The sequence below is a fragment of the Paenibacillus sp. GCM10028914 genome (assembly GCF_042666275.1).
Lineage (GTDB): Bacteria > Bacillota > Bacilli > Paenibacillales > Paenibacillaceae > Paenibacillus_AQ.
Genome location: NZ_JBHTFO010000015.1, coordinates 195276 through 220472, shown reverse-complemented (window position 1 = coordinate 220472; position 25197 = coordinate 195276). Strand labels below are relative to the sequence as shown.

General features: G+C 41.5%; 22 protein-coding genes and 1 pseudogene. All 23 read right to left on the bottom strand.

Annotated features, from left to right (window positions below; all coding sequences use genetic code 11):
• Positions 1-9: 9 nt before the first annotated feature.
• Positions 10-1737 (bottom strand): alpha,alpha-phosphotrehalase, encoded by a 1728-nt coding sequence (gene treC, locus ACFQV5_RS14525; RefSeq protein WP_379247993.1) that lies wholly within the window; start codon positions 1735-1737, stop codon positions 10-12.
• 224 nt (positions 1738-1961) lie between these two features.
• Positions 1962-3518, bottom strand: a complete 1557-nt coding sequence (locus ACFQV5_RS14520; protein WP_379247992.1) for an ABC-F family ATP-binding cassette domain-containing protein — start codon at positions 3516-3518, stop codon at positions 1962-1964.
• Positions 3519-3609: 91 nt separating this feature from the next.
• Positions 3610-4932 (bottom strand): uracil/xanthine transporter, encoded by a 1323-nt coding sequence (locus tag ACFQV5_RS14515; RefSeq protein ID WP_379247990.1) that lies wholly within the window; start codon positions 4930-4932, stop codon positions 3610-3612.
• Positions 4933-5063: 131 nt separating this feature from the next.
• A pseudogene (locus ACFQV5_RS14510) lies at positions 5064-6169 on the bottom strand (GerAB/ArcD/ProY family transporter).
• Positions 6170-6201: 32 nt separating this feature from the next.
• Positions 6202-6447: a hypothetical protein gene (locus tag ACFQV5_RS14505; protein ID WP_379247988.1), complete on the bottom strand. Its 246-nt coding sequence runs from the start codon at positions 6445-6447 to the stop codon at positions 6202-6204.
• A complete protein-coding gene (locus tag ACFQV5_RS14500) occupies positions 6444-7646 on the bottom strand; it encodes a Ger(x)C family spore germination protein (protein WP_379247986.1) in 1203 nt (400 codons plus the stop codon). Before ACFQV5_RS14500 ends, ACFQV5_RS14505 begins: the two co-directional genes overlap by 4 nt.
• Positions 7647-7658: 12 nt before the next feature.
• Positions 7659-9215 carry a spore germination protein gene (locus ACFQV5_RS14495; protein WP_379247984.1) on the bottom strand — a complete coding sequence of 519 codons (1557 nt, stop codon included), beginning with the start codon at positions 9213-9215 and terminating at the stop codon, positions 7659-7661.
• 189 nt (positions 9216-9404) lie between these two features.
• Positions 9405-10397 (bottom strand): phage baseplate protein, encoded by a 993-nt coding sequence (locus ACFQV5_RS14490; protein WP_379247982.1) that lies wholly within the window; start codon positions 10395-10397, stop codon positions 9405-9407.
• A gap of 316 nt (positions 10398-10713) precedes the next feature.
• Entirely contained in the window at positions 10714-11082 is a 369-nt protein-coding gene (locus ACFQV5_RS14485; protein WP_379247980.1) for a MerR family transcriptional regulator, read from the bottom strand.
• A 37-nt stretch (positions 11083-11119) separates the two neighbouring features.
• Positions 11120-12100, bottom strand: a complete 981-nt coding sequence (locus ACFQV5_RS14480; RefSeq protein WP_379248277.1) for an aldo/keto reductase — start codon at positions 12098-12100, stop codon at positions 11120-11122.
• A gap of 226 nt (positions 12101-12326) precedes the next feature.
• Positions 12327-13580 (bottom strand): MFS transporter, encoded by a 1254-nt coding sequence (locus ACFQV5_RS14475; RefSeq protein WP_379248276.1) that lies wholly within the window; start codon positions 13578-13580, stop codon positions 12327-12329.
• Between the two features lie 198 nt (positions 13581-13778).
• Complete coding sequence (locus tag ACFQV5_RS14470) at positions 13779-14906, bottom strand: NAD(P)/FAD-dependent oxidoreductase (RefSeq protein WP_379247978.1); 1128 nt, start codon at positions 14904-14906, stop codon at positions 13779-13781.
• Between the two features lie 73 nt (positions 14907-14979).
• Positions 14980-15942, bottom strand: a complete 963-nt coding sequence (locus tag ACFQV5_RS14465; RefSeq protein WP_379248275.1) for an NAD(P)H-dependent flavin oxidoreductase — start codon at positions 15940-15942, stop codon at positions 14980-14982.
• Positions 15943-15979: 37 nt separating this feature from the next.
• Positions 15980-16774: an energy-coupling factor transporter transmembrane component T family protein gene (locus ACFQV5_RS14460; RefSeq protein WP_379247976.1), complete on the bottom strand. Its 795-nt coding sequence runs from the start codon at positions 16772-16774 to the stop codon at positions 15980-15982.
• Entirely contained in the window at positions 16767-17624 is an 858-nt protein-coding gene (locus ACFQV5_RS14455) for an ATP-binding cassette domain-containing protein (protein ID WP_379247974.1), read from the bottom strand. Before ACFQV5_RS14455 ends, ACFQV5_RS14460 begins: the two co-directional genes overlap by 8 nt.
• Positions 17600-18409: an energy-coupling factor transporter ATPase gene (locus tag ACFQV5_RS14450; protein ID WP_379247972.1), complete on the bottom strand. Its 810-nt coding sequence runs from the start codon at positions 18407-18409 to the stop codon at positions 17600-17602. Before ACFQV5_RS14450 ends, ACFQV5_RS14455 begins: the two co-directional genes overlap by 25 nt.
• Positions 18410-19231 carry an SDR family NAD(P)-dependent oxidoreductase gene (locus ACFQV5_RS14445; protein WP_379247970.1) on the bottom strand — a complete coding sequence of 274 codons (822 nt, stop codon included), beginning with the start codon at positions 19229-19231 and terminating at the stop codon, positions 18410-18412. It lies immediately after the preceding gene.
• Positions 19228-19572, bottom strand: coding sequence for a MaoC family dehydratase (locus ACFQV5_RS14440; protein ID WP_379247968.1), 345 nt, complete (start codon positions 19570-19572; stop codon positions 19228-19230). The genes ACFQV5_RS14445 and ACFQV5_RS14440 overlap by 4 nt, the downstream gene beginning before the upstream one ends.
• The gene (locus tag ACFQV5_RS14435; protein WP_379247966.1) at positions 19550-19951 is read right to left on the bottom strand and encodes an FAS1-like dehydratase domain-containing protein; all 402 of its coding nucleotides are present in this window, start codon (positions 19949-19951) and stop codon (positions 19550-19552) included. The genes ACFQV5_RS14440 and ACFQV5_RS14435 overlap by 23 nt, the downstream gene beginning before the upstream one ends.
• Positions 19948-21099 carry a thiolase family protein gene (locus ACFQV5_RS14430; RefSeq protein ID WP_379247964.1) on the bottom strand — a complete coding sequence of 384 codons (1152 nt, stop codon included), beginning with the start codon at positions 21097-21099 and terminating at the stop codon, positions 19948-19950. The genes ACFQV5_RS14435 and ACFQV5_RS14430 overlap by 4 nt, the downstream gene beginning before the upstream one ends.
• Positions 21096-22577 (bottom strand): AMP-binding protein, encoded by a 1482-nt coding sequence (locus ACFQV5_RS14425; protein ID WP_379247962.1) that lies wholly within the window; start codon positions 22575-22577, stop codon positions 21096-21098. Before ACFQV5_RS14425 ends, ACFQV5_RS14430 begins: the two co-directional genes overlap by 4 nt.
• A 24-nt stretch (positions 22578-22601) precedes the next feature.
• On the bottom strand, positions 22602-23156 hold the full coding sequence (locus ACFQV5_RS14420; RefSeq protein ID WP_379247960.1) for a biotin transporter BioY: 555 nt from the start codon (positions 23154-23156) through the stop codon (positions 22602-22604).
• A gap of 197 nt (positions 23157-23353) precedes the next feature.
• Positions 23354-25153: an oligoendopeptidase F gene (gene pepF / locus ACFQV5_RS14415; RefSeq protein WP_379247958.1), complete on the bottom strand. Its 1800-nt coding sequence runs from the start codon at positions 25151-25153 to the stop codon at positions 23354-23356.
• Positions 25154-25197: the final 44 nt, after the last annotated feature.

Below are 25197 nucleotides of genomic sequence, written 5' to 3'. Positions count from 1 at the left end.
TTAGAATTATTAGTGTATAGAATTATCAGCCTTTATCAGCCACATATAAGATCCATACGGTTGAAGTTTAATGGTCTGAGAAAGTTCTGGCTCTTCTGCAGTATTGCCAATTAGAAGCTCTGCTGAGCGACCTTTGAGAAGACTCTCAGTGAACTTTTGCGGAAGTTCAAAAGATACCTCTTCCCCGCTGAAATTGGAAATAACAACCAAAGTTTCTTCTTCATTTACTCTGGCATAGGCATAAACCTGAGGATGACCTTCGTCAAGACGAATGTATTTTCCATCTGTAATGACCTGTAGTCTTTTGCGAAGTTCGATTAACTTACGATAATGATGGTAAATTGAATTCGGATTTTCTACCTGTGACTTTGCATTGATTGACGAGTAACGCTCATCGATCTTGATCCAAGGTGAACCTGTCGTGAATCCAGCCTGGTGACTGTCATCCCATAACATTGGGAGCCTTGAATTATCCCGAGATCGTACTCTTACAATATGAGCTGCTTCTTCAGGCGTTTTACCTCTTTGTACTAGAATTCTGTACATATTGAGTGACTCTATATCTCTAAATTCGGAAATATCGTTCCATTTAGGATCTGGCATGCCGATCTCTTCTCCTTGATAGACATAAGGCGTACCTTGTAATCCATGGAGTGTCGTAGCCAGCAGTTTGGCACTTTCTTCACGGTATTCGTTATCGTTCGTAAACCGTGTAAGCGCCCGCGGTTGATCATGATTGTTCCAGAACAACGCATTCCAGCCGCCGCCTTCCTGCATGCCGATCTGCCAATCCGAAAGCACCTTTTTTAGTTCCTCGAAATCATAAGGCTTCAATTCCCATTTTTGTCCGTTCGGATAATCTACCTTCAGGTGATGGAAGTTAAATGTCATGGAAAACTCATTTTCCTCTGGGTTTGAATAACGAATGCAATGTTCCAGTGTCGTGGACGACATTTCACCTACGGTGACTATGTTGTATGGTCTGAACACTTTTTCATTCAGTTCTTTAACATATTCGTGTACACGAGGTCCATCAGTATAGAACTTTCGTCCATCCCCAGGAGCTACAGAACCGTCATCGTCCGGAAATAGCTGATCTTTAGATATCAGGTTGATAACATCCATCCGGAAGCCATCTACGCCCTTTTTTGCCCAAAATGTCAGCAAATCCACGACTTCTTGTCTGACCTTCTCATTCTCCCAGTTCAAATCTGCTTGTGTCTTATCAAACAATGTTAAAAAGTACTGTCCTGTTTCTTCGTCATATTGCCAAGCAGGTCCACCAAATTTGGATTGCCAGTTGTTAGGCGGGCCTCCATCCTCAGCAGGATCTTTCCAGATGTAATAATCCCGATAAGGATTATTTCGCGAAGACTTCGCTTCCTTAAACCAGCGATGTTCCGTTGATGAATGATTGACCACGATATCGATCATAAGATGCATGTCTCTCTTCTTAAGTTCCCGAACGAGCTCGTCAAAATCTTCCATCGTACCATATGCAGGATCGATATTGTAATAATCTGCAACATCGTAACCGTTATCATTTTGGGGAGATACATACACTGGCTGAAGCCACACAATATCAATACCCAATCCTTTTATATAATCAAGCTTTTCAGTAAGACCTCGAATATCACCTGTTCCTCGGCCTGTTGTATCATTAAAGCTCTTAGGATATACCTGATAAATTGTAGATTTTCTCCACCAATCCCGTGGTTTGTTTTCCTTCGTTTGCATAGTGAAATTACCCTCCTCGTCGCCCTGTATATACAAGTTGTCTATAACAAAATATAAACATGTATATACAGGATGTCAACTTCCTAATAATACATACCCACTTCAATGTATTATTGACTACTATTTTGAGTGGAATTCACAATACTAAAAACAAAAAAAGCCGCAAATTTGCGGCTTTTCGGATAATTAGCATATTGTCAGACATTGGATAGTCAAATAATCATTTAAAATACTTTTGTCGTCCATGATTCGCAGTTCCAAACAACATTCGCAATATCATTATAAAACTCAGGTTCGTGAGAGATCATGAGAATGCTTCCTTTGTACGCTTTTAAGGCGCGTTTCAATTCGTCTTTAGCATCCACATCCAAGTGGTTTGTCGGTTCGTCAAGAACCAGCAGGTTGGTTTCGCTGTTTATAAGTTTGCACAAACGAACCTTAGCCTTTTCCCCACCACTCAGCACAGCGATTTTGCTCTCAATATGCTTTGTCGTGAGTCCACATTTAGCAAGAGCAGCACGCACCTCAAACTGAGTATAGGAAGGGAACGTTTCCCAGATTTCCTCAATACAAGTATTGTAGTTGCCTTCTTTCATTTCTTGCTCGAAGTAGCCAATTTCCAGATTGTAACCGAGCTCAACCGAACCGGATAACGCAGGGATTTCACCTAAAATACTGCGTAGCAATGTCGTTTTACCGATACCGTTCGCTCCGACTAGGGCTACTTTTTGACCACGTTCCATTTGCAGGTCTAACGGTCTGGATAGTGGGCTATCATAGCCGATTACAAGATCTTTCGTTTCAAATATCATTTTTCCGGAAGTCTTGGCTTCCCTAAAGTTAAATTGCGGTTTCGGCTTTTCTTTCGCTAGCTCGATGACTTCCATCTTATCAAGCTTCTTCTGTCTGGACATCGCCATATTTCGGGTAGCCACACTGGCTTTATTCCGAGCTACAAAATCCTTCAGATCTGCGATTTCTTGCTGTTGTCTATTATATGCTGACTCCAGCTGTTGTTTTCGCATTTCGTAAACTTGCTGGAACTGCTCGTAATCTCCGACATAACGTGTCAGCTTCTGATTTTCCATGTGATAAATCAGATTAATAACGCTATTCAAGAACGGAATATCATGCGAGATCAGGATAAATGCATTTTCATATTCCTGAAGATAGCGCTTCAGCCATTCGATATGCTGTTCATCCAAGTAGTTGGTAGGCTCGTCTAACAGCAGAATGTCTGGCTTTTCAAGCAGAAGTTTAGCGAGCAAAATCTTGGTACGTTGACCACCGCTTAAATCATTGACGTCACGATCCAGTCCGATGTCTGTAATTCCCAGACCCCGAGCTGTTTCTTGCACCTTCGCATCAATCATATAAAAATCCTGGTTCGTCAGCGTATCTTGAATGGTACCCACTTCTTCAAGAAGCTTATCCAGTTCTTCAGGAGAAACCTCTCCCATTCGGTTATACATTTCGTTCATTTCTTGCTCAAGATCGAACAAATATTGGAACGCACTCCGCAGCACATCTTGAATCGTCATACCTTTCTGAAGAACAGCATGCTGGTCAAGGTAACCTACCCGTACACGCTTAGACCATTCCACTTTTCCTTCATCGGGCTGAAGCTTATTTGTGACGATGTTCATAAAAGTTGATTTACCTTCGCCGTTGGCACCGATCAATCCAATGTGTTCGCCTTTTAGAAGTCTGAAAGATACGTCTTTAAAAATAGCGCGATCTCCAAAACCGTGACTTAAACCTTCAACATTTAATATACTCATCCATAACACCTTTTCTTATATTTATCGATTTATTATAAGCTTGATAAAGTGATGATTTCAATACAAAGTCTTCAAGAAGAGGATGCTCCACTTAGGATACCTCTTTTTCTGTCTCGCTAATTCGGTCCCAGTCAATCGTATTCTCAAGTATAAGAGCTAAACTAATACCCATGAGCAATCCATTACTAATGAAAGGCTGAAGGAAGGTAGGAAAAGATGAAAAGTACGAACTTGGGAAAGTCATAATTGCGACTGCTACAAAGATCGGTACAGCTGTCCGGTATACATTCCGTTTGTTAAATTTAACTCTATTAATAAAATCATAAGAAGATAGAAACAATTGTAAATAGGACACGAACAAGACTGCACTTCCGACACTGACTGGAATATCTGAAAAGAAGTGAGCTATCGGCGGAAACACTCCCATCATTAGAAAGAGGAAGCCACCAATGATAAATGGCAATCGATCTATAATACCAGATTGTTTCAGGAAACCAATTGAAGATACAAACGGTGTATAGGGTACGAGTCCGAATAAACCACTAATTGCTGTTGATATGCCTGATATAATGAAGCTGGCATTGTATTGTTTTTTTGTTGTGACTACACCGTATAAATCCTCTGTTCCCTTTAATGAACCAAACGTATTCGCCAGATTTAGAATTCCTGTTACAACAGCTACAATAATAATCCCCACATTAAGTGTAGGTTTACCAAACGGAAACAACTCTAGAGCAAATGAGGATTTGCTAACCACACTATCTTTCTGCCCGATTATCAACTCGAATGCAATCCAACCTATGACAATGCCTGCTAAGAGCGAATACTTACTTATTCTGTTTGGAAGCTTAACATTAACAATGATGATCAACACGACAAGAATTAACGAAAGCAGCGTAATATGAATATCAATTTGGGCATGATCAGGTGTATTACCCATTGGTAATCCTAACATTCCTTTAAGAAAGATATGTATGATTTGGAAGCCGAATAAGAGCATGAATACGCCCATTACACCCGGTTTGAACAATTTAGCTAAGGCAGACCCCCATCCGAAAATCCCTACAAGCATTGTCAGCATAGCTGAGATTAGTATTCCTACAGACAGACTTCCTCCGAGTTCAGCTAAAGAAATTCCTTGTCCAGCTGCTATGTTCACCGTTGTCAAAATCATGCCCCACCATAAACCAGATTGCCCTTCTAAAATGGCCCGCTTATGACCAAAGAATGCTTGGCATACACACGCACTTCCCGTAACAATAAATGACATTTGTAATGAGGCCATGATCTGATCCTCTGACAAATCAAACGCAGCCCCAATGGTAAGCGGTATAATTACAATGTTAGCAAAAATGAAAAACAGCCACTGCAGGCCCGCTATCCAATTTTCTGATCTTCTTAAATCTGTTATCATGAAAAATCTCCTTAAATCGAAGATAGAAGCAAATACATGGAAATTTCCAAGCGATAATTGTAACATATATGTCGATTTTTTTATACTCATAAATACAACAGAAGTGTATCCTGATTTGTTTGAATTCAGCATTATTGGCCCTTACTCTTTTTTCGATCCTTCCATCGTTTAGCAATGAACAGGAATAGTGGAAGAATAAATCCCACACAGAAAATGGATGCGATCCAATCTGAAGCATTAAATTTAGCTTCAAATACTGAACTTGGAAAAATATCTACAGAAACGATAACCAGAATGAACCCCATCGGTAGAAGCACGGAACGTTCACTTTTCAATCTAGCGATATGTACAAGACCGAATACAGAGGTGTAGAAATATAATGACAATTTCACAAAGGTAGTTATTAGCCACATGATGGCTACGATTGCTTCTACCCGTTCAAGAAATTTTCCAACACTAATCTTTTGAACAAGATAATACACCGGGAATTGCTGCAGAGATGCGATGTCAGACCCAAGAACTAATATCGTTAACATAACAATGATAACAGATATTCCGCCACCAATAAGCACAGCTGTATAATATCCTTTTCGTCCTGTATTGGGATGAGCTATTGATTTAGCTTGAACCATGAGGAAGACAACAAGCGGCATAAAAGTGATACTCATCACCATTAGAATCGAATAGAACAATTTATTCGTTTCGTGTACAAAGATAGGCTGAACATTATGAAAATCAATCTGTGGAGATAGAAATATAACGATCAGAAGAAAGAATAGTATAAACAATGGGAATAGTAACTCTACCATGCGCGCAAATGTATTAAGACCGCTTCGAATCGCAGTAATGACAAGAATAGCAACAATAGATTAATAAATAAAATCGGTGTTTCCGGCATTATTACAGTAGTAATAAATCTTCCCACATCGAACAATACCATGGCAGACGCAAGAAAGAAAAAGACGACAATCATAAGGGATACCACTCTGCCAATCCATTTCCCTAGTATCGATTCGCATAATTCAAACAATGTCACTCCTGGTGCAGCACGATTTATTCGATTATATAGAAACACCAGAAGTAAACCGGGGATGAGAGCAATCAGTGGTGCCATCCATGCATTCTGCTTTATTTCGGTAGCCAACGCAGCAGGCATAATTAGAATGGAGGTACCTACCGTAAACAGGATGACCAATATTTGAAATTGCCGGGTACTGATTTGAGGAGGTCGTTGCATTCATAATTCACTCCTTTCCTTGATATGTACATTTATTGGAGCATTTGGATAAGATCACTCAATGGTTTGAACAACCAGCTAATCATATATAAAGGGGTTGAAGAATATAGTTTTAACACCTTTACTAGTCCCAGTACAATAGCTGCAGTCAATAGCAATAGAAACATAACGATGTCCCTAATGCTTTTTTGTTTTCTTAGAATGGGCATATCTATCCAAAATAGAATTACTGCCGCGACAAAAACTCCAATCACTTTGATCGTCATCGTACGCCTCACTCTTTAATTTTCTCAAGGAATGATCCATCCGTTTTACCGGTATTACGCAGTTTAACTGAAGCTTTGACTGTTACTGGGATCGAACTAAATCTTTCGCCCCAGCCCTCCTTATACTTCTCCCAAGTACTTGGGCTTACTCGGTTAATGTGCATGCCAAATCCGATAAAATCAGTTTTAAGTAGAGTAACTTTATCAATCGCCTTCTGTACTTTATTTACAATCGCTTCTGCCGCGAGATCCTCCAATTCTTTCAACGTTTTTAAGTTCGTTAAGTCAGACCGGCGGCACTGAAATTCTCCAACATTCCCTTCAGCCTCGATTTTAATGTTTATTTCAGGAGATTGATCCTTGTGACTTACATGAACATTACTGTTTGTTCGAATAAGTTCAACCGACAGCTCCCCATCTTCCTCAGGGCATGAAATCGCCTTAACTGTACCTTTTGATTTTCCCGATATATAGTTGTATCCTTTGCTCTCATCTTCATCCAGCCACCCGACTAACTTATCTCTACGAAAAACAGCTATTCCCTCATATTTCAACTGAGCGTATGGATCGGTTACATCCAAATTCTCTTTCTTATCCGCCTTATCTTTATCTCCGATATACCGAATACCTGTGATTGCAGGAGACTTCCCCTCTGTAACAAGATCCGACACCAAATCATCTATCTTACATGTTTCCGTTCCTGCATAAAAGTGGCTTGACATATCCAATGAAGTAAAAAGTTTGTGAGCAGGGATATTTTCGATCGGAGTTAGTCCCTCCAGAACTTCTTTCGCCGTACTGTTTCTGGCGACGGCAATATAATAGTCCGCTCTTAACTCATGATCTCGATATAGAAATTCAGTCACATTTGCAATGCCATCCTTTCTTGCTGTCTCTTCTCCGATAACGAACATTCTTAAATGTGAAAAATAGATTTTTCGTGCTGCAACGGTAGTCATTTTACGTAAGGCAGCGAATACAGTCTCACCCGTTTCGGAATACACCGTTACCGGTGTATGACCACCACCTTTTTTAGCAGTGATTTCACCGGGATCAATGACTTGGATTGTGACAAGGTATCCTTCATCTACTTTGTCTACGCCCATTCCCGCAGCAATAAGTAAATCGTTCATTTCTCTTCTGTTCCAACAACCCGTTAAGACAAGCAGCACAGAAATTAACACGAAGACGCTTCGGAAACTTTTTGACACCAACCTCCCTCCTTATTTCCTTTTGTTTTTTTTGCCAATCGATTGTGATTGCATCCTAAGTCCGACTTTAGGTAATCGAAACAAGCTATCTTTTTGATCTTCCAGGTTAAATGGTGCGAAAGGTGCCATATAAGGCATTCCAAACGATTTAAGCCCACACAAATGAATGAGAATCAATCCGACTCCGATGAAGATACCGTATAAACCTACAACGGCGGCAAGTGCCATAAGAGGAAACCTTAATATTCTTACAGCGATGCCAAAATTATAGGAAGGCAAAGCAAATGAAGATATCGCAGTAATGGCAACAACGATAACCATTTCTGGCGATATTAGTCCCGCTTCTACTGCTGCCTGTCCAATAACAAGTGCGCCGACAATTGAAACCGTCTGTCCGATCGCTCTAGGCATTCGTACTCCTGCTTCTCTCAATATTTCAAATATAGTTTCCATAAGCAGCGCTTCAATAAATGCCGGAAAGGGAACCCCTTCTCTGCCTGAGGCAATACTGATAATCAGTGGGGACGGTAGCATTTCTGGATGAAAGGTAGTTATTGCGATATAAAATGATGGTCCAAGTAAAGCTATTGCGAAACACAACGCACGGAGCATTCGAAGCAAGCCGAAGTCAGCTCGTTGGTAGTAGTCCTCTGCAGCTTGGAAATAATGTATGAACAATGCTGGAACTAACAAAACAAACGGAGTCCCATCAACAAGAATAGCAACTCGCCCTTCCATCAGTCCTGCAGCAATAACATCTAGCCTCTCGGTATTGTATATTGTAGGAAAGGGTGTAACGGTTTTGTCTTCAATCAACTCCTCTATATTGCCGCTTTCCAAAATTCCGTTAATTTGGATGCTGTCCAATCTTTGGGTAACTTCCTTTATAACTTGTTCTTCGGCGATGCCTTTGATATACATAATGGAGACATTGGTTTGTGAGACTGTTCCTATGGTCTTAGTAAGCAGCCATAAATTCGGACTTTTCACTTTTCGTCTGATAAGAGCCGTATTGGTTCTTAAATTTTCGGTAAATGCATCACGTGGTCCGCGCACAACCGTTTGATCTTCAGGTGCTTCTACACCCCGCCCTTCCCAGCCAGCTGTACCGGCAGCAATTCCAAGACGGCAACGATCTAGAAGTATGACGGTATCACCTTTTAAGATGGACGATAAAAGTTCCTTGAAAGTACTCAACTCATTGATTTCTGCGATTGAAACCGCATGGTTTTTTATTGCTGTTAAAAGATCAGTTTCGGAGTCTGCTTGTTTCTCACCTATTAGATCCTTATTTGTAAGGGTGCGAATAATAAAGTCTTGTATCATCGTGGTATCCACTAGACCATCGATAAATAGAACCGCTGCTCGCTGTTCCGATCCTTGTATTCTCAAGGTGAATTCTCTTGTAATTAGATCCGTGCTATTACCTAGGGACTCTTTAACGAATTTCAGGTTTGCTTCTAGATCTTCAGAAAAAGATTCATTGTTCGAAATGCCAGAATGATCTAGGTTGCTGGAAGACTGATCTTTTGGCTTATTTGCCCTAAATCTACTTATGAATCTTTTCAAAAGATATCCCTCCCGTTATTTACCTTTCAGTATTTCCTGCACATCCAAAACTATGCGAGGTCAATGAAATGTCTCATTTGGGATAAAAAAAAGGAGCTACTCATCGGTAGCTCCTTTTTGCAGATATGAAATTGAATTTTGGCACACTTTATCCTTGGTACAGTTCTCAGGGATTTACTCAATAGATCGTTATTTAAATGTGCTATCAGGGACGTAATACACTTTCTGCGTATTCTTCTTATTTACGGGATCCGTAACAATCGTGAAGTATACATTACCATTTTTGGTCTGTACTCCTTCGATTTCTCGTTTCCCCACATTCGTTATATTCACAAGGGTTTTGTATGCACCGCTGTTAGACATCAGAGCAATTTTTGGAGTATCACCATCCGCTCCACCTGAAGTATATATTTCCGATTTACCGAGCAGATCAGCACCTTGGAAAGATCCGTTTGGACGTACAATATTACTTCCAGACTGCGTAAAGCTGGTAACAGAAGCCTTCACTGCAGCTGCACTGTCCATACGTACCTGTTTATTGCTGTCAAGTAGCTTGTTGAGTGCTACCGTGTCATAAATGGTCCAAGTTACGGTTCCTTCTTTCGTTTGTACTCGGAATACCGTATGGGTACTGTTACCCCCAGCATCAACTCGGTAAGTATCGCCTAATCTGGAACCATTCTTATTGGCGTAATTCATATAGGTAAAGCGATTAAGATCCGTGTAGTCGACAGTTTTTCCGGCTGAGTATTTAACTCTTGCTACTTGCAGAGACCAGTAATAGTCAGTTGATGGATCTGCTTTTGAGCTGAAATAAAAGTAGTTTTCACCATTGTAAGTGTACATATCAAGAGTCTGGCAATGCCCTGTATTAGTAATCGTCATTTCATCTACATACTTAGCGTCTTTTCCGTCTATAAGTAATCTTGAAAGATAACAAGTTCCCTTAGAACGCTGCGTTACATAAAGATACTTATCTGCGATATATGCCTTCTGAACAGCTACATTGTGATTAAGACCTTTTAGATTATATGCGAGTGTTGCAGAAGCGTTTACTGTCTTCCCAGGAGACGCCGCAAATGCTGGCAGAACAGGCATCCCAAAGAGCATAACTCCGAGAATAACAGATGTGAACATTTTTAATTGCCTTTTAAACAGTCTTGACGCTTGGACTTGTATCATAGAATACCTCCCACAACTCTTCAAAGTATGAATGGACTACAATCATGTGATTACCCCTGAAAACTGTACCTAAAATAAAGTAACAAAGCTTTGCTACGCATACTCTATAAGTTATACTTAACCAAACCTCAGAATAATTCACTTATTTTTCTATAAAAACCAAAAAAAGAACACAAAAAAGCCACGAATATTTGAACTGCACCCCAACTGTTAGAGTATGTCTAACAATTGGGGTACAGTTCAGATTCATATCCATTGTGGCTTTACATGTTATCAATTCTAGAAAAAACTTTATTTGATTAGTAAGCTCATCATTTCATCGATTCTTCTGCTCATCCTTTATTTCCTCATATCTTGTAATTTTATCATCCATACGAGCTAAGACTTTCTGCATCTCTTCCAATCTATTTAAGAGTTGTTGTCGCTGCTCGATTAGTATTTCTTGTCTTGCGTGAACTGTCTCGTCCCCTTGTTGATACAGACCAACATATTGAACTAACACATCAATAGGAAGACCAATAGCTCGCATACATTTAACATATTCAACCCATCTGCAATCTTCCTCCGTGTAATCCCTAATACCACTGCTATTGCGGTTTACTCGAGGTATAAGCCCTACTCGTTCGTAATAACGGAGTGTATCTTGTGATATATCATATTTTTCACTGACTTTAGCAATGAGCATGGAGAATCACCTTCACTTAGAATTTCTGAATTATCGGTTATTGATAGCCAATAATCGGATGAGGAACATATGGTTCTTCGAGCGAAGCAACCTCTTCACTGGTAAGCTTAATTGAGAGAGCTGCTACCGCATCTTGAAGATGTGTCACCTTCGTCGCACCGATTATCGGAGATGTCACAGGCTCCTTCTGAAGCAACCAAGCTAGTGCAACTTGTGCACGTGTAACTCCGCGTTGTTCAGCAATAACGGCTACCTGCTCCACAACCAATCGATCGGTAGAAGCGGTAGCATCGTATTTTACTTTCAGCATTTGATCCGTTTCGGAACGATGTGTCGTTTCGTCTAAGTCGCGAGTTAACCTCCCACCTGCAAGCGGACTATATGGAATAACGCCGATTTTTTCCTCCTTACACAGCGGAAGCATTTCTCTCTCCTCTTCACGGTAAATCAGATTAAGATGATTCTGCATCGAAATAAACCGAGTCCACCCATTCTTCTCAGCTGTATGTAACGCCTTTAGGAACTGCCAAGCGTACATTGCAGAAGCACCAATATATCTTGCCTTTCCTGCCTTTACTACATCATGCAACGCTTCCATTGTTTCTTCTATGGGGGTGTTGTAATCCCAGCGGTGAATCTGATAGAGGTCGACGTAATCAGTACCGAGTCTCTTTAGACTCTTATCAATTTCACTCATGATCGCCTTTCTTGACAGTCCTGCACCATTCGGGCCTTCATGCATGCGATTATATACCTTGGTTGCAAGTACAATTTCATCTCGATTGGCATAGTCCTTCAGCGCCTTTCCAACAATCTCCTCACTAGTTCCATCTGAGTATACATTAGCTGTATCGAAGAAATTAATTCCGAGCTCCAAGGCTTTTTTGATAATAGGTCGACTGTTATCTTCATCAAGCACCCATGGATGAATCCATCGTTCTGCTACACCAAAGCCCATACAACCAAGGCAGATCCGGGACACATCCATTCCGGTATTCCCAAGCTTCACATATTCCATATCATTCGCCCTCGCTTTCAAGTAGAGTTTGATTTAGATATAGTGTACTCCTTGGAGTTAACTCCAAGTCAAATTCTATACGATAAGAAAAAACAAAAGCGCCCGTTTTTTGACGGAGGCTTTTGTTTTCTAATCATCGTATTTTATTATGAAACAACGTTCAGCTTGTTCAATATGCGATCTCACCTTTTTTTGATCTCTGACATCGAAGCTGACTTCGTCTTAGCTACTGCTCCTGCATGTCTTCCTGAGGGAGGGGTTTTCCAGCTTCCACCAGCCTCTTGTTCGTAGAGAAGAAGAAGGTAAGAGCAAGGAATAACAATCCCGTTCCAAGGAGCAGCCACTCAACCTTGACCACATCGGCAAGTGGTCCAAATATCAACATCCCTATTGGCATCATGGAGGTTGAAATCATCCCAAAGACACCGAAAATACGTCCCAAATAATTGTCTTCCACCTTCTCCTGCAGTAAGACCATTGTCGGTGTATTAAATATTGGCATCGCAACTCCGAACACAGCCATCACGGCCAAGTATATCCAGAAGATTGGCACTATACCGAGTGCAACGGTACACACACCCATGATGAGACTGGCGAAAGTCATCGTGTACACTTTATTTTTAAATCCACCCCATGAAGCAATGACACCACCACCGGCCATCATGCCGACAGAGAACGCTATTTCGATAGCTGTCAGCCGCCATACCTCATCACCGAAGGTTCTCGTCACTTGAAGAGGTGTTAAGAAAGACGCAGGCGCCATGAGAACAAAGAATATGGCGAAGAAAATAAATAATGTTTTTAAAAACGCATGTTGTCTAATATAGACCAAACCTTGTTTGAAGTCATCCAAGTACCCTGTCTTCTGTTCGTCGGACGCCTTTTGGTGTAACGGAATTTTGAGAAAGAAGAACAAGGTAAGGATCGCAATCGCCGCAGTAATGACGTCGATGAATAATATCATTTCGATCGTTGCAAGTGTAAGGATTGCTGCGCTGACAATGGGTGCAATGAACATCATGAGCGCTTGCAGGCTACCGTTGATTCCGTTGATTCTCGTCAACTTGTCTTGTGGCACTATTTGGGGAAGAATCGCACCTACCGCTGGTGTCTGAATTCCTGCTCCGAGTGCGCGTACAGCAGCGATGACGAACAACAGCCACATGGCTTCGTACCCGAGCATAAAGGTAATCGCAAGAATAAGGGTGACAACAGCGATCATAGCGTCAGATATCATAATGAGGAATTTGCGGTTATAGCGGTCCGCCCAAACGCCGGCAAACGGAGATAGAAAGAATGTCGGAATAAAGCCGCAAATGATATATAACGTCATCATCATACCTGACTGTGTTGTTAAGGTTATATGCCACATTATCGCGTATTGAACCAAAGCTGAACCAAATAACGAGAGCGTCTGACTGCTTAAAAATAGTAAGATATTCCTTTTCCAATGCGTCTTAATGTCTTCAGATTGAGGCATCATTTCCAACCTTTCTTATTGTTTAATTCCAAATACTAAGAGAATCCTCAAGATCATAGCTTATGGATAGCGCACCGTCAATATTTCCAAGAATGAATAAGAAAGAAACCGCGAAAATCGCGGTTTCTTATTATGAAAAGGAGCTTCGATTCCATTATAGACCACTTTACTGCTAACAATGCCTATCCATGGAACGTATCAACTATTCTCCATTGCCTTTTGAACATCATAATCGTTTACATTGATATCAAGTTCCATGCCTAACGCCAGCTTTGCTAGCTGGCTTCCAATAAAGGGACCCATCGTTAATCCAGACGATCCTAGTCCGTTTGCCGTTATTAGACCAGCCCAACCTGGGACATTGCCGATTACAGGTAAGAAACCTGGGGTGAATGGTCGAAATCCGACTCGTACCTCCTGGAATGTACTATTTACTAAACCAGGAGCTAACGCTATCCCTTTATTCAGAATTTCTTGCATCCCTCCAGCAGTGATCCGTGTATCGTAGTCTTCGATATCATTTTCATGTGTAGCCCCTATAACAATTTTCTGATTATCAAAAGAGAGTAGATATTGATCAGTCGGCGGTATAACTACAGGCCATGAACCTGTTTCATGTTGCTCAGCCACCTCTAAATGCATAATTTGTGCTTTTTGATAACTAACCTGAAAATGAATACCTAAAGGCTGAAACAGTTGAGTTGCCCATGCACCCGCACAAACAATAACTGCGTCAGCCGAGTAACTATCGGTTCCAACCGTTACTCCTGTTACACAATTTGACTCATACTGTAGTTTCGCATCTCCCTCGTTCAGGACTGCACCATTTCTCACTGCTGAACGGATTAGCGCATCGCGTAGCGCACGACCGTCTATGCGGGCAGCGCCGCTAATATGTACAGAATGATATCCTTCTAATAATAGAGGAAACTGCTCCTGGGTATCCCTTTCATTAAGTTGAGTAATTTCACCGATTTCTGGAGCATCCTCTTTTCGAGTACGTGCCCGCTCCTCCATCTTTTCTATTTTCCCCAAATCCTCATGAATACTTAGTGCTCCCACCATAGCATACCCAGTCTCAGTTTCGCCCTCGCTCTGAAGTTCATTAATCAATATTGGATAATAACGTGCACCTGCTTTTGCTAACTGATACCATGCTTGATTCCGCCTTTGCGACAACCACGGACAGATAATGCCAGCAGCGGCATCTGTCGCCTGTCCTTTATCTTTCCGATCTACAATAAGGACATCGGCACCCATCTTTGCTAACTGATAAGCTGTTGATGCCCCAAGAATCCCTGCTCCAATGACAATTACTTTCTTCAAAAGATTACATCCCTTTCTTAAATGACTCTATCCATTATAGCGAACATAGCAAAAAAGTATAAATGTAACCCTTCTATAAAGCCCCCCATTTTCTCCGAATACGGACTGCATCATTAATCATTCTTTCGATTAGCTCGGAAACTGTAGGGATATCATGGATCATACCGGTTACTTGGCCAGCCCAGCCAAAGCCCTCTTCCTTGTTATCCTCGTAAATCCAACGTTTATTGGCTTCACCGCTGATATAATCTTTTAAAGCCTCATATGTTGGCGACTGGCGCTCTATCTCAAGAATTTTACCAACGTACTCACTGCACAGCACTCTTCCAGGAGAATGAATCGAACGTTTAATCACAGTCGTGTCACTCTCTGAGCTCTCGATTAATGCCTTTTTATATGATTTGGAAGCATGTATACATTCCTGTGTTGCTATGAAACGTGTCCCCATTTGAATCCCTTCAGCACCTAGTGCATGAGCTGCCATCCACCCGCGTCCATCTCCGATCCCGCCAGCGGCAACAACAGGAATGCTAACAGCATCAACCACCTGTGGAACAAGCACCATCGTTCCAACATCGTCACGTCCCAAGTGTCCTCCACCCTCGTTACCAACAACAATAATGGCAGAAGCACCAAGTCGCTCTGCTTTTTGTGCCTGCCTTCTTGAAGAAACAAGTACCATTGTTTTTATATTCGTTGGTTGTAACATCTCTAACATTGGTGCAGGATTCCCACCCGTAATCGTTATAGCGAATACTTGCTCATCAATTGCGACTTGCACCCAATCTTTACAAGAATTACCGTGCATACCGATCGCAAAGTTAACACCAAATGGCTTGTCTGTTAAACTACGCGCACGCTGAATTTCTTGCCGCAGGACTTCTGTATTCGGAAGGCACATGGCTGTAATTTGGCCTAATCCACCAGCATTCGAAACGGCTGCAGCGAGGTCGGCATAAGCTAAATAGCCAAGCCCTCCTTGAATAATTGGATACTTTATTTGCAATAAATCAGTAATACGTGTATTCCATTGCATCATCTGTGCCTCCTGTTATTAATATAACCACATCTATCTATATCTTTAATAACAGCAGAGTCAGTACACATAAAATCGTTATTCCTCCAACTAGAAAATCTGCTTTCATAAATTCCAACTCTTTATAACTCGTTCTACCTTTACCACGACCATAAGCACGTGCTTCAATCGCGAAGGTTAGTTGTTCCGCACGTTGAATCGTAGTAAATAACAATGGAACTAGAATGGGAATGTATGAAAACAAACGTTTCATTAGCGGTAATGTCGTTATATCAAAACCCCTGGCCTTTTGAGCAAGGAGAATTCGATCTAACTCTTGCATGATTGTCGGGATAAACCGAATCGCAATAACAATCATTAGAGAGAACTGTTCCACTGGTATGTTAAGTTTGGATAGCGGAGACAGTAATTTTTCGAGACCATGAGCTAGTGTTAGCGGTTTTGTCATTAAAGTTAAGATGGATGCCAGTAATACAAGCAAAACAATGCGCCAGACGAAACGAACCCCATTCATTAACCCTTCCACGGTTAGTTCGATGAATGACCAAGACCATATAACCGTTCCTTCTGTGAATATAACATGATATAAAAAGGTGAAAATTAAGATGAATAAAATTGGCTTTATTCCTCTCCAAACCACGTGAGCTGGAATCTTAGATACCATCAACGCGCCGAGTACGAGAATGGTTGCGACCGCATAGCTAATGGCAGACTCTAGCATTAGAATGCTTAACATGAATGCAGTAATGCTAAGCAGCTTCGTCCGTGGGTCCAGCTTGTGAATGAAGGAATCTCTCTCAATATATTGACCTATTAACACGGCGTTACCCATTTTTAGACACCCTCGTATTCCAGATTGGCATAATGGATGCAAAAATATCTTTTTCTCTACAACTAACCACTTCAATCTTCCTCCCGGATAACTCCTCAACCAACTTTAATAACTGGACAGGCTCGGGCAATGTTAACCCGATTTCATTGAGCATTTGTGAGTTTTCCAGAAATAAAGTACTGGTGTCAAAGTGACCCATGAAGTGACCTTCATGTAACACGATAACCTCATCTGAGTATTCAGCGACATCTTCCATTTGGTGTGACACGAAGATTATTGTTCGATCATCTTGTTGTTGCCATTTCTGGAGTAACTGCAGCATAGCGACGCGGCTTGCCGGATCAAGACCTGCTGTCGGTTCATCAACAATAAGAAGCTTGGGATTCATCATGAGCACAGAGGCGATGGCTATTCGGCGCTTTTGACCACCACTTAATTGAAACGGAGGTAATGGAAGAATATCTGCAGAAAGACCAACTTGCGGTAATATCACATGAATAGCTTCATCGATCTGTTGACTGGATAACCCTAGATGTTTAGGAGCAAAGGCAAGCTCTTTATAAACCGTTGTTTCAAAAAGTTGATGTTCAGGATATTGAAATACAAAACCGATTTCCGGGATAACCATCATCTGCCCTTTTGCATTTCGATTAACAGGCTGATCATTAATTAAGTAATCTCCTTGCATATTAGGCACTAATCCTTTAAGCACTTTCACAAAAGTAGATTTCCCTGCGCCCGATTGTCCAATGATGGAGATCCACTTTCCAGATTCAATCGTACAGCTTACATTTTTCAAAGCCGCTTCCTTAGAGTAATTCACACTTACCTCTTGTAGTTGATAGACCATTGTGAGCGAATCATCTCCTTCCAATCGGCGGCAAGCGGAATATGATGATCGAGTTGTCGATGGAGACGCACCGCAAAAGGTAGATGCAGCTGGTAGTCTGCAGCAGGCATCGAATTGAAAAATGCCAGAGGATCACCATCGTATTCAAGCCTACCTTCATGAATAAGTAACATACGCTCTGCTGTTAATACTTCTTCCATATGATGCGTAATATGAACAATGGTCAAGCCTTGCTGGTGTAGTTCATGCATGATAGACACAACCTGCTCTCTCCCCTGTGGATCAAGCATAGAGGTCGCCTCATCGAAAATAATAACTTGAGGCCGCATAGCCACAATAGCCGCAATCGCAACGCGCTGCTTTTGGCCCCCAGATAGCTCGTGAGGCATCGCTTCTAAATAATCACCCATGTGAACAGCTTGTAGTGCATGAGAAACCCGCTCCGACATTTCCTCTCTCGGTACTCGTATATTTTCGAGACCAAAAAGCACCTCATCCATAACGGTTGTGGTAATGAATTGATCTTCCGGATTTTGAAATACCAGACCGATTTGCTCATGAATCTTGGCGAGGTCCTCAGGAACTGACGTATCTAAGTCGTTAAGTTTCACGCTGCCTCCCTTCGGAAGCAGCAAGCCATCCATAAGCTTAGCAATGGTAGACTTCCCGCACCCATTAGCACCGACAATAGCTACAAACTCACCTGGGTTGATCGTAAAACTTACATTATCCAAGACAGGCTGCCCTTTTTTATAATAAAAATGTACTTGATTGAATACCAGCATCTATGTACTCTCCTTTTGCGTATACCATGTTGCGAAGAATTCTTCAATGCTATCTTCTGAAAAGACAGGCTGTGGCTTCTGCCACCTTGTTATTCGATTACCATTAACGCCAAATATTTCACCTGTTAATCGTTCATCCGACTGTGCCAGTAAGGAGGTAACGAACCGCGCAACTTCGTCTGCTTCACCTACTCGCCAGTATTCTGGAAATGGCTCATTTCGCCGATCGTACTTTTCTCTCAGATGCTCGATTACAGGCTTTGTCATATCCGTTAAAGCAGCTGGAGAAATGGCATTCACCCTGATTTGGTACCGTTTGAGCTCTGCAGCTAGCGTCCACACCATACCGAGCATTCCAGCTTTTGCTGCACTGTAATTTACTTGTCCTACAGAACCCGTTAATCCCGCTGAGGAGGTCATCAGAATGATGTCACCTCCACCATTCTGCATATACGGCAGTACTCGCTGAATGGTATAAAAGGCTCCATCCAAATGGACCTGAAGTACAGACTTCCATTCTTCATCCGTCATGTGAAGACATCTTTGATCATGTAAATTACCGGCATTATGTATTAGCACATCGATCCGTCCATATTTATTTAGAACGTTATCAACCATCGCAGTGACTTGAACTGGATCTGCAACATCGGCAGAATACCCCATTCCTTCACCACCTGCGTCATGTATCTCTTGTATGACTTGTTTGATCAGCGCGTTATTGGTCCCATTTACAATGACTTGATATCCAGATTGTCCAAGTAGTAATGCGATACTGCGCCCGATCCCTCTCGTTGATCCTGTTATGATCGCTACTTTTTTCATTGCAGCCTCTCTTTCACAGATAGCGTACCCGATGCGATAACTTCGCCAACATCATCTGTAACACTCACTTGGATAACCCCGAAACTTCCTTTATATACGAATGTTATTTCCGAATCAACTAAAAGCGGCTTTTGAAATTTCATATCATAAGAAGTGATCCATTTCGTTGGATGCTCAATCATATAAAGTGACTGTGCTAGTCCCATGATATACATTCCATGCACAATTGGACGCTTGAATCCTGCACGGTTTGCAATTTCAATATCAAGATGAATGTCTGCCATATCTTTAGAAGCAGCAGCATATTGCCGGATAGCTTCATACGTTATTCGTTTCTTCATCTTCTTCACCTACCCGAATCAGCACGGTTTCCGCTGTGACAATGAGTTCGCCTTCACATGTACAAACAAGCCGATGTGTGTAAAATGTAAGCTCGCCTTGTCTACCCGCTTTTCTTTCTACATTTGTTAATGATAACTCACAATCTAAGATCATGCCTGAAGTTAACATGCTCTCATATGAAAAACGCTGTATACCATGTATCAAATTTGCTCTCATATTGATCCACGGAATATCAAATTCTTGCCAGAAAATAACGGGCATCGTTGCAGGTGCAATAAGATTTCCATCCATAGTCGTCTGTAGCGGAGCTTCAATGCTACTGGCATACTGTGAAATCCAATCAGCTGTAACGTGGATCTTCTTCTGAATGGTATTCATTTCACAGCCTCAACGAGGGTTGCTAGACCTAAACCGCCGCCAATACCTAATGTTGCTATAGCTCTGTTAAATGGCTGGTGTAGCATTTCAGCACATAAACGTGTCATTAATATTGCACCTGATGCCCCGTAAGGATGACCAAGGGCTAACGCTCCACCACCACGATTGACTTTTTCTAGCGGAATATTAAGCTCCTTCAGTGAAGCCAATACTTGTGAGGCAAATGCTTCATTAAACTCTACAACTTCTAGATCGGTGACGGTTAATTGTTGACGGCTTAATAATCTTTGGACAGCTGGAACGGGACCCATTCCTAAATAATTCGGATCTACACCTGCCGCTTGAGCATCAACGATCCTCATAATAGGCTTTAGCTTCAACTCTTCACATTTTTCACGCGACATAATTAAAAGAAGCGCAGCCCCATCATTCATTGGACATGCATTACCCGCTGTTACGGTTCCATTTTCGAGAAAGATTGGTGAAAGTTTTTGTAGCTTTTCGTAGCTCGTATTGTCTCTTGGACATTCATCGGTCGTAATCCATTCACCATCTACTAGAAGAGGTACAATCTCCTGTTGAAATCGGCCAGTTTGCTGTGAATAAACAGCTTTTTGGTGACTTTCCAAAGAATAATGATCTTGTTCTTCTCTAGTAATCTCATATTTCTTGGCAACATTCTCTGCGGCGATACCCATATCTGGATCACCATAAGAGCTTGGGGTAAAATGTGCTCGTGTATACAACTGCGGCGTCCCCATTAAAGTTTGTGGCTTCGTCATTCTCCACGGTGCACGGCTTGTACTTTCCACACCACCTGCTAAATAAACCTCACCTGCACCGCTTTGTATAAAACGAGCCGCTATATTAATAGCCTCTAAGCCAGAACCGCACTGCCGATCGATGGTAACACCCGGGATTGTCACTGGAAGTCCTGCTTCCAGCGCAGCTACCCTTGCAATATTCCCACCTGGACCAACGACATTACCAATGATCACATCATCAATGATATCCATGGGTATTTTCGTTTCTTCGATTACCCGTTGAATCAGAGGTGCTAATAATGCTTCCGGCTCTAGACTGCTAAACATTCCCCCTAACCTGCCTATGGGCGTCCGTTTAGCCATGACAATCAAGGCTTCTTTCATACCATCACTCTCTTCATATAATCTTTCATCGCTTGGCGAGCTAATTTCCCGCTGCTAGTGTAGATAAACTCATCCACTGTGATTAGCTGCTTCGGTACTTTGTAACTCGCTAAATATTGGCGACAGTGTTGTTTTATATCTACGATAGACAATGTCTGGTGACTGTTCCATTTCACAAGTGCTGTCACTTGTTCACCCCAGTATTCATCAGGTACTCCAAAGACCATTACCTCTTCAATTTCAGGAATTTGGTTCAGAACAGACTCGACTTCCTCAGCATATATATTTAGGCCGCCGGATACGATCTTATTCTTGGAACGTCCAGCTATATACAAATAACCATCCTCATCCATATACATATAATCTCCACTCATAAGCCACCCATCGTGAAAGACTGCATTTGTTTCTTCAGGTAATTGAAAATAGCCCATGAACATCATATTACTTCGAATGTACAGCTGCCCGACAACTCCCAAGGGCACCTCCTGAAAATTCTCATCTCGAATAGATGCTTCTACGCCTGTAAATGGCCTGCCAACTGAACTCTCTTTGTTTTCATCAGAAACGTTCAAATAACTAATGTAACTTGCTTCGGATGATCCGTAAAATTCATAAAGCCTAGCCCCGCTAAAAACTTCTCTGCACCTTTGCTTAGATGTGTCAGACCACTTTCCACCTGAGCTAATGATCGCTTGAATTTGTATTTCGTGAGGGATGGAATGCTTCATCAAGGATTCAATCATAGTAGGCACCACAAACAATATCACATCTGGTATCTGCTTACATATTCCTAAAACCTCTTCGGCATTGAAATGTCGTACGATATGAAAAGTCCCGCCACTTAATAGAGTTTGCATCAATACAAATAATGACAGAGAGTGAACAAGGGGGCCTGGTGCTATAATATGCTCCATGTTATCTAGATTGAAAGCTTCTTTTGTCGCCTTAAAGCTGTTAATCCAAGATAAATGGTTACGCATGTAACCCTTAGGCGTTCCTGTAGTACCTGAAGTAAAGCCAATAAATAAGGTCTCGTTTGTTTGATCTATTTCCGCTTTTGGCTGAAACGTATGTAACCAGCTATCATAAGAACCTGCTTTTTCATCCGAAAAGGTTAGGATCTCTAAATCTCTATCCTGAAACACAAGATTCTTTACGAATTTACTTTCTGAAAATATCATTTTCGGTTGGGCTTGCTCTAAGATCGAGTTTACATCATGTATACTCCATTGTGGATCTATAGGAATGGGTACACACCCTGCATAAACAGCCCCTAGAAAAACCTCTACAAATTCAATGCGATTCGTAGATAAAATGGCTACTTTGTCTTGGGTAAGGCCATTATGTTTCAGCCCCTGAGCGACTTGTAACATCCTCTCTACTAACGCAAGATATGTACGATGATCTCTTCCATAGGATATCGCAATTTGATCAGGTTGGTGTTCGGCATAACTCAGTAATGGTTCTACTAGATTCATCTCATATCACACCTACTAGAAAATTTAAGAATTATTCACTTTCTCTTCAATTGGACTAATCGCTTTCAGCTGCATTGCAATAATCGCTGCGATGACTGCTTTAATACAATCCCCTGGCAAGAATGCTGTAGCTCCCACAAGTCCGGCCCATACAGAAGTATTCGTAATAAGAGCCATTACCGGCGCACCAATCAAACTAATCAATACTACACCAAACACAAAATTTATAATGATCAATTTCCACACGGCTAGCTTAGACCACATCTTTTCCGTTACATACCCGATGCAAAACACAGCCAGTGGCCAGCTTAGTAAGTATCCGGCAGTCGGTGATACGAAAACAGCAGGACCTCCACGTCCTCCTGATAATAATGGTAAACCAATTAGAATTAATACCATGAATAATAACACGCTAATTGTCCCCGTCTTTCTCCCTAAAAAACACCCCGCTAACATAACCCCTAACGTTTGTGCGGTTACAGGTACGGGAATAAAACCAAGTGGAATGGGTGGAATCAATCCCAGAACCCCTATTAATGCAGCGAATAATGCAGCTAAGACTAGCTCTTTCGTTTTCATATTTTCGTCCTCCAATGTTTGAACTCATTACTCAATTTTACTAGAGTCGACTTCTAGGCATAGGTAATCATATCTTTTTATATTTCAATTGTAAACCATTAATTATAATTACGCGGTTAACAATTAGAAGGGGAGTGGGTAAACAATAGAAAAAACCATCCCAAAGGATGGTTTTTGATTGCACATTTCATTTTGCATTAATATAAACTTACGAGTTCATCAATGAGTGACCCCACATATGCTGCAGCACTACGAATCGGATCAGGCTTAGTCATATCCACCCCTGCCAACTTCATCAGTTCAAGAGGACTCATTGATCCACCTGCTTTCAACACTTCAAGCCAGCGATCTACTGCGGGCTGCCCTTCTTCTTTTATAAGTTGTGCTACAGCCGTTGAAGCAGTCAGACCAGCTGCATAAGTATAAGGATACAAGCTCATATAATAGTGTGGTTGACGCATCCAAGTTAACTTCGCATCCTCATCAATCACCACATCTTCGCCCCAGAATGATGACAGGATATTCCCTTTCAACTCACACAACTTAGCAGCAGAAATCGGAACATTATTCATTGCTAGATCGTAAACTTGACGCTGAAGTTCCCCTTCAAGTAAGTGGGTTACAAAGTTATGATAATAGGTTCCAAGCAACTGAGAAATAACCCACCGGCGCATTCTCGGATCGTTGGAACTTGAAAGTAAATGATCTGCTAATAATAGCTCATTCATCGTTGACGGAGCTTCTATGAAATATAGCGAAGGTCTAGAGTTCGTTAATCGTTGATATTTGCTCGCCAGCATGAGATGACCCGCATGACCAACTTCATGAGCAAGTGTAAATGCTCCTCTCATGCTATCAGCCCAGCTGATCAGTATATAGGAATGGACTCCAGGTATCGACAAGCAGAACGCACCAGTTCTTTTGCCTGCATTATCCGCGTAATCGATCCAACGATTCTTGAACGCATCCGATACAATTTCTCCATATTCCGGACCGAGGATACTTAAAGCGTTTTTGATCAAATCACCTGCTTCCTGAAAAGAAATTCCAGGACTGAAATCAGGATCTAGCGGAGCCTTCAGATCCGCAAAAGTAATCTCGTCTAGACCAAGTACACGCTTCTTAAGTGCTGCGTATTTGCGCATATGAGGCGCAAGCTCTTCCTGCATAATGTCCAAAATATTATTATACATTTCTGTTGTTACCTGCTGTGGTTTCAATAGCATATCCGTAACAGAATCATATCCGCGAAGACGTGATTCAATCACTTGCCTCTTCACTTCAGTGCTATAGGTTTCAGCATACGTATTACGGTATTTATACAGCGTATCGCTAAAGGTTTTAAACGAATTTCTTCGTAGCTCTGTATCCGGTGATTCAATATATTTGTTCTCGTAAAGTGAGAATGACAGAGGAACGTCTTCTCCTTGACCATTTTTTGCAGTGGGGAAAGTCATATCCGCAAGCTTGCTCCGTTCATAAATACGATAAGGAGCACTTAATACTTCACTAAAGGAGGCAAGAACCTTTTCCGTCTCAGCAGACAATTGGTGTGACTTGGTTTCTAGAAGTAGCTTGAGACTCCGCTCGAACACTTGAAGCTCTGGCTGTTCTTTTATGTACTGTTCAATCGTTCCGTCAGGGAGTGCGATAATTTCGGATTTAATAAATGAAATTGAAGAATTGACAAGTGATGTTAAATCACGTGCTTTCGCAGCATTTATCTGATTCTCTGGATTAATGCTGTCACCCGATTGGTGTAAATAAGCATACGCAGAGACATGATTTACTCTGCCGTGAAGTTCCTCTTGTGCATTTAGGCAGGCAAGCAGCATGTCAGCTCCTTCGCTAAGTCTTCCTTCATATTTTGTAACGGTGGAGATGTCCTGAAGTACAGAATTCAATTCTTGTTCCCATGCTTCTATTGTTTCGAAAATATCATTCAAATTCCATGTTGTTTCTATATCCACTTCTGCTCGAGATAAAATTTTCGACATGCGTTTTACACCTCTCCGATTTTATTATTGATTCCATCTTTCAT

Bases quoted from the DNA above. Each gene is read 5' to 3' on its own strand.
- treC (WP_379247993.1), bottom strand. From the start codon at position 1,737: ATGCAAACGAAGGAAAACAAACCACGGGATTGGTGGAGAAAATCTACA.
- ACFQV5_RS14520 (WP_379247992.1), bottom strand. From the start codon at position 3,518: ATGAGTATATTAAATGTTGAAGGTTTAAGTCACGGTTTTGGAGATCGC.
- ACFQV5_RS14515 (WP_379247990.1), bottom strand. From the start codon at position 4,932: ATGATAACAGATTTAAGAAGATCAGAAAATTGGATAGCGGGCCTGCAG.
- ACFQV5_RS14490 (WP_379247982.1), bottom strand. From the start codon at position 10,397: ATGATACAAGTCCAAGCGTCAAGACTGTTTAAAAGGCAATTAAAAATG.
- ACFQV5_RS14485 (WP_379247980.1), bottom strand. From the start codon at position 11,082: ATGCTCATTGCTAAAGTCAGTGAAAAATATGATATATCACAAGATACA.
- ACFQV5_RS14480 (WP_379248277.1), bottom strand. From the start codon at position 12,100: ATGGAATATGTGAAGCTTGGGAATACCGGAATGGATGTGTCCCGGATC.
- ACFQV5_RS14475 (WP_379248276.1), bottom strand. From the start codon at position 13,580: ATGCCTCAATCTGAAGACATTAAGACGCATTGGAAAAGGAATATCTTA.
- ACFQV5_RS14465 (WP_379248275.1), bottom strand. From the start codon at position 15,942: ATGCAATGGAATACACGTATTACTGATTTATTGCAAATAAAGTATCCA.
- ACFQV5_RS14460 (WP_379247976.1), bottom strand. From the start codon at position 16,774: ATGGGTAACGCCGTGTTAATAGGTCAATATATTGAGAGAGATTCCTTC.
- ACFQV5_RS14455 (WP_379247974.1), bottom strand. From the start codon at position 17,624: ATGGTCTATCAACTACAAGAGGTAAGTGTGAATTACTCTAAGGAAGCG.
- ACFQV5_RS14450 (WP_379247972.1), bottom strand. From the start codon at position 18,409: ATGCTGGTATTCAATCAAGTACATTTTTATTATAAAAAAGGGCAGCCT.
- ACFQV5_RS14445 (WP_379247970.1), bottom strand. From the start codon at position 19,231: ATGAAAAAAGTAGCGATCATAACAGGATCAACGAGAGGGATCGGGCGC.
- ACFQV5_RS14440 (WP_379247968.1), bottom strand. From the start codon at position 19,572: ATGAAGAAACGAATAACGTATGAAGCTATCCGGCAATATGCTGCTGCT.
- ACFQV5_RS14435 (WP_379247966.1), bottom strand. From the start codon at position 19,951: ATGAATACCATTCAGAAGAAGATCCACGTTACAGCTGATTGGATTTCA.
- ACFQV5_RS14430 (WP_379247964.1), bottom strand. From the start codon at position 21,099: ATGAAAGAAGCCTTGATTGTCATGGCTAAACGGACGCCCATAGGCAGG.
- ACFQV5_RS14425 (WP_379247962.1), bottom strand. From the start codon at position 22,577: ATGAATCTAGTAGAACCATTACTGAGTTATGCCGAACACCAACCTGAT.
- ACFQV5_RS14420 (WP_379247960.1), bottom strand. From the start codon at position 23,156: ATGAAAACGAAAGAGCTAGTCTTAGCTGCATTATTCGCTGCATTAATA.
- pepF (WP_379247958.1), bottom strand. From the start codon at position 25,153: ATGTCGAAAATTTTATCTCGAGCAGAAGTGGATATAGAAACAACATGG.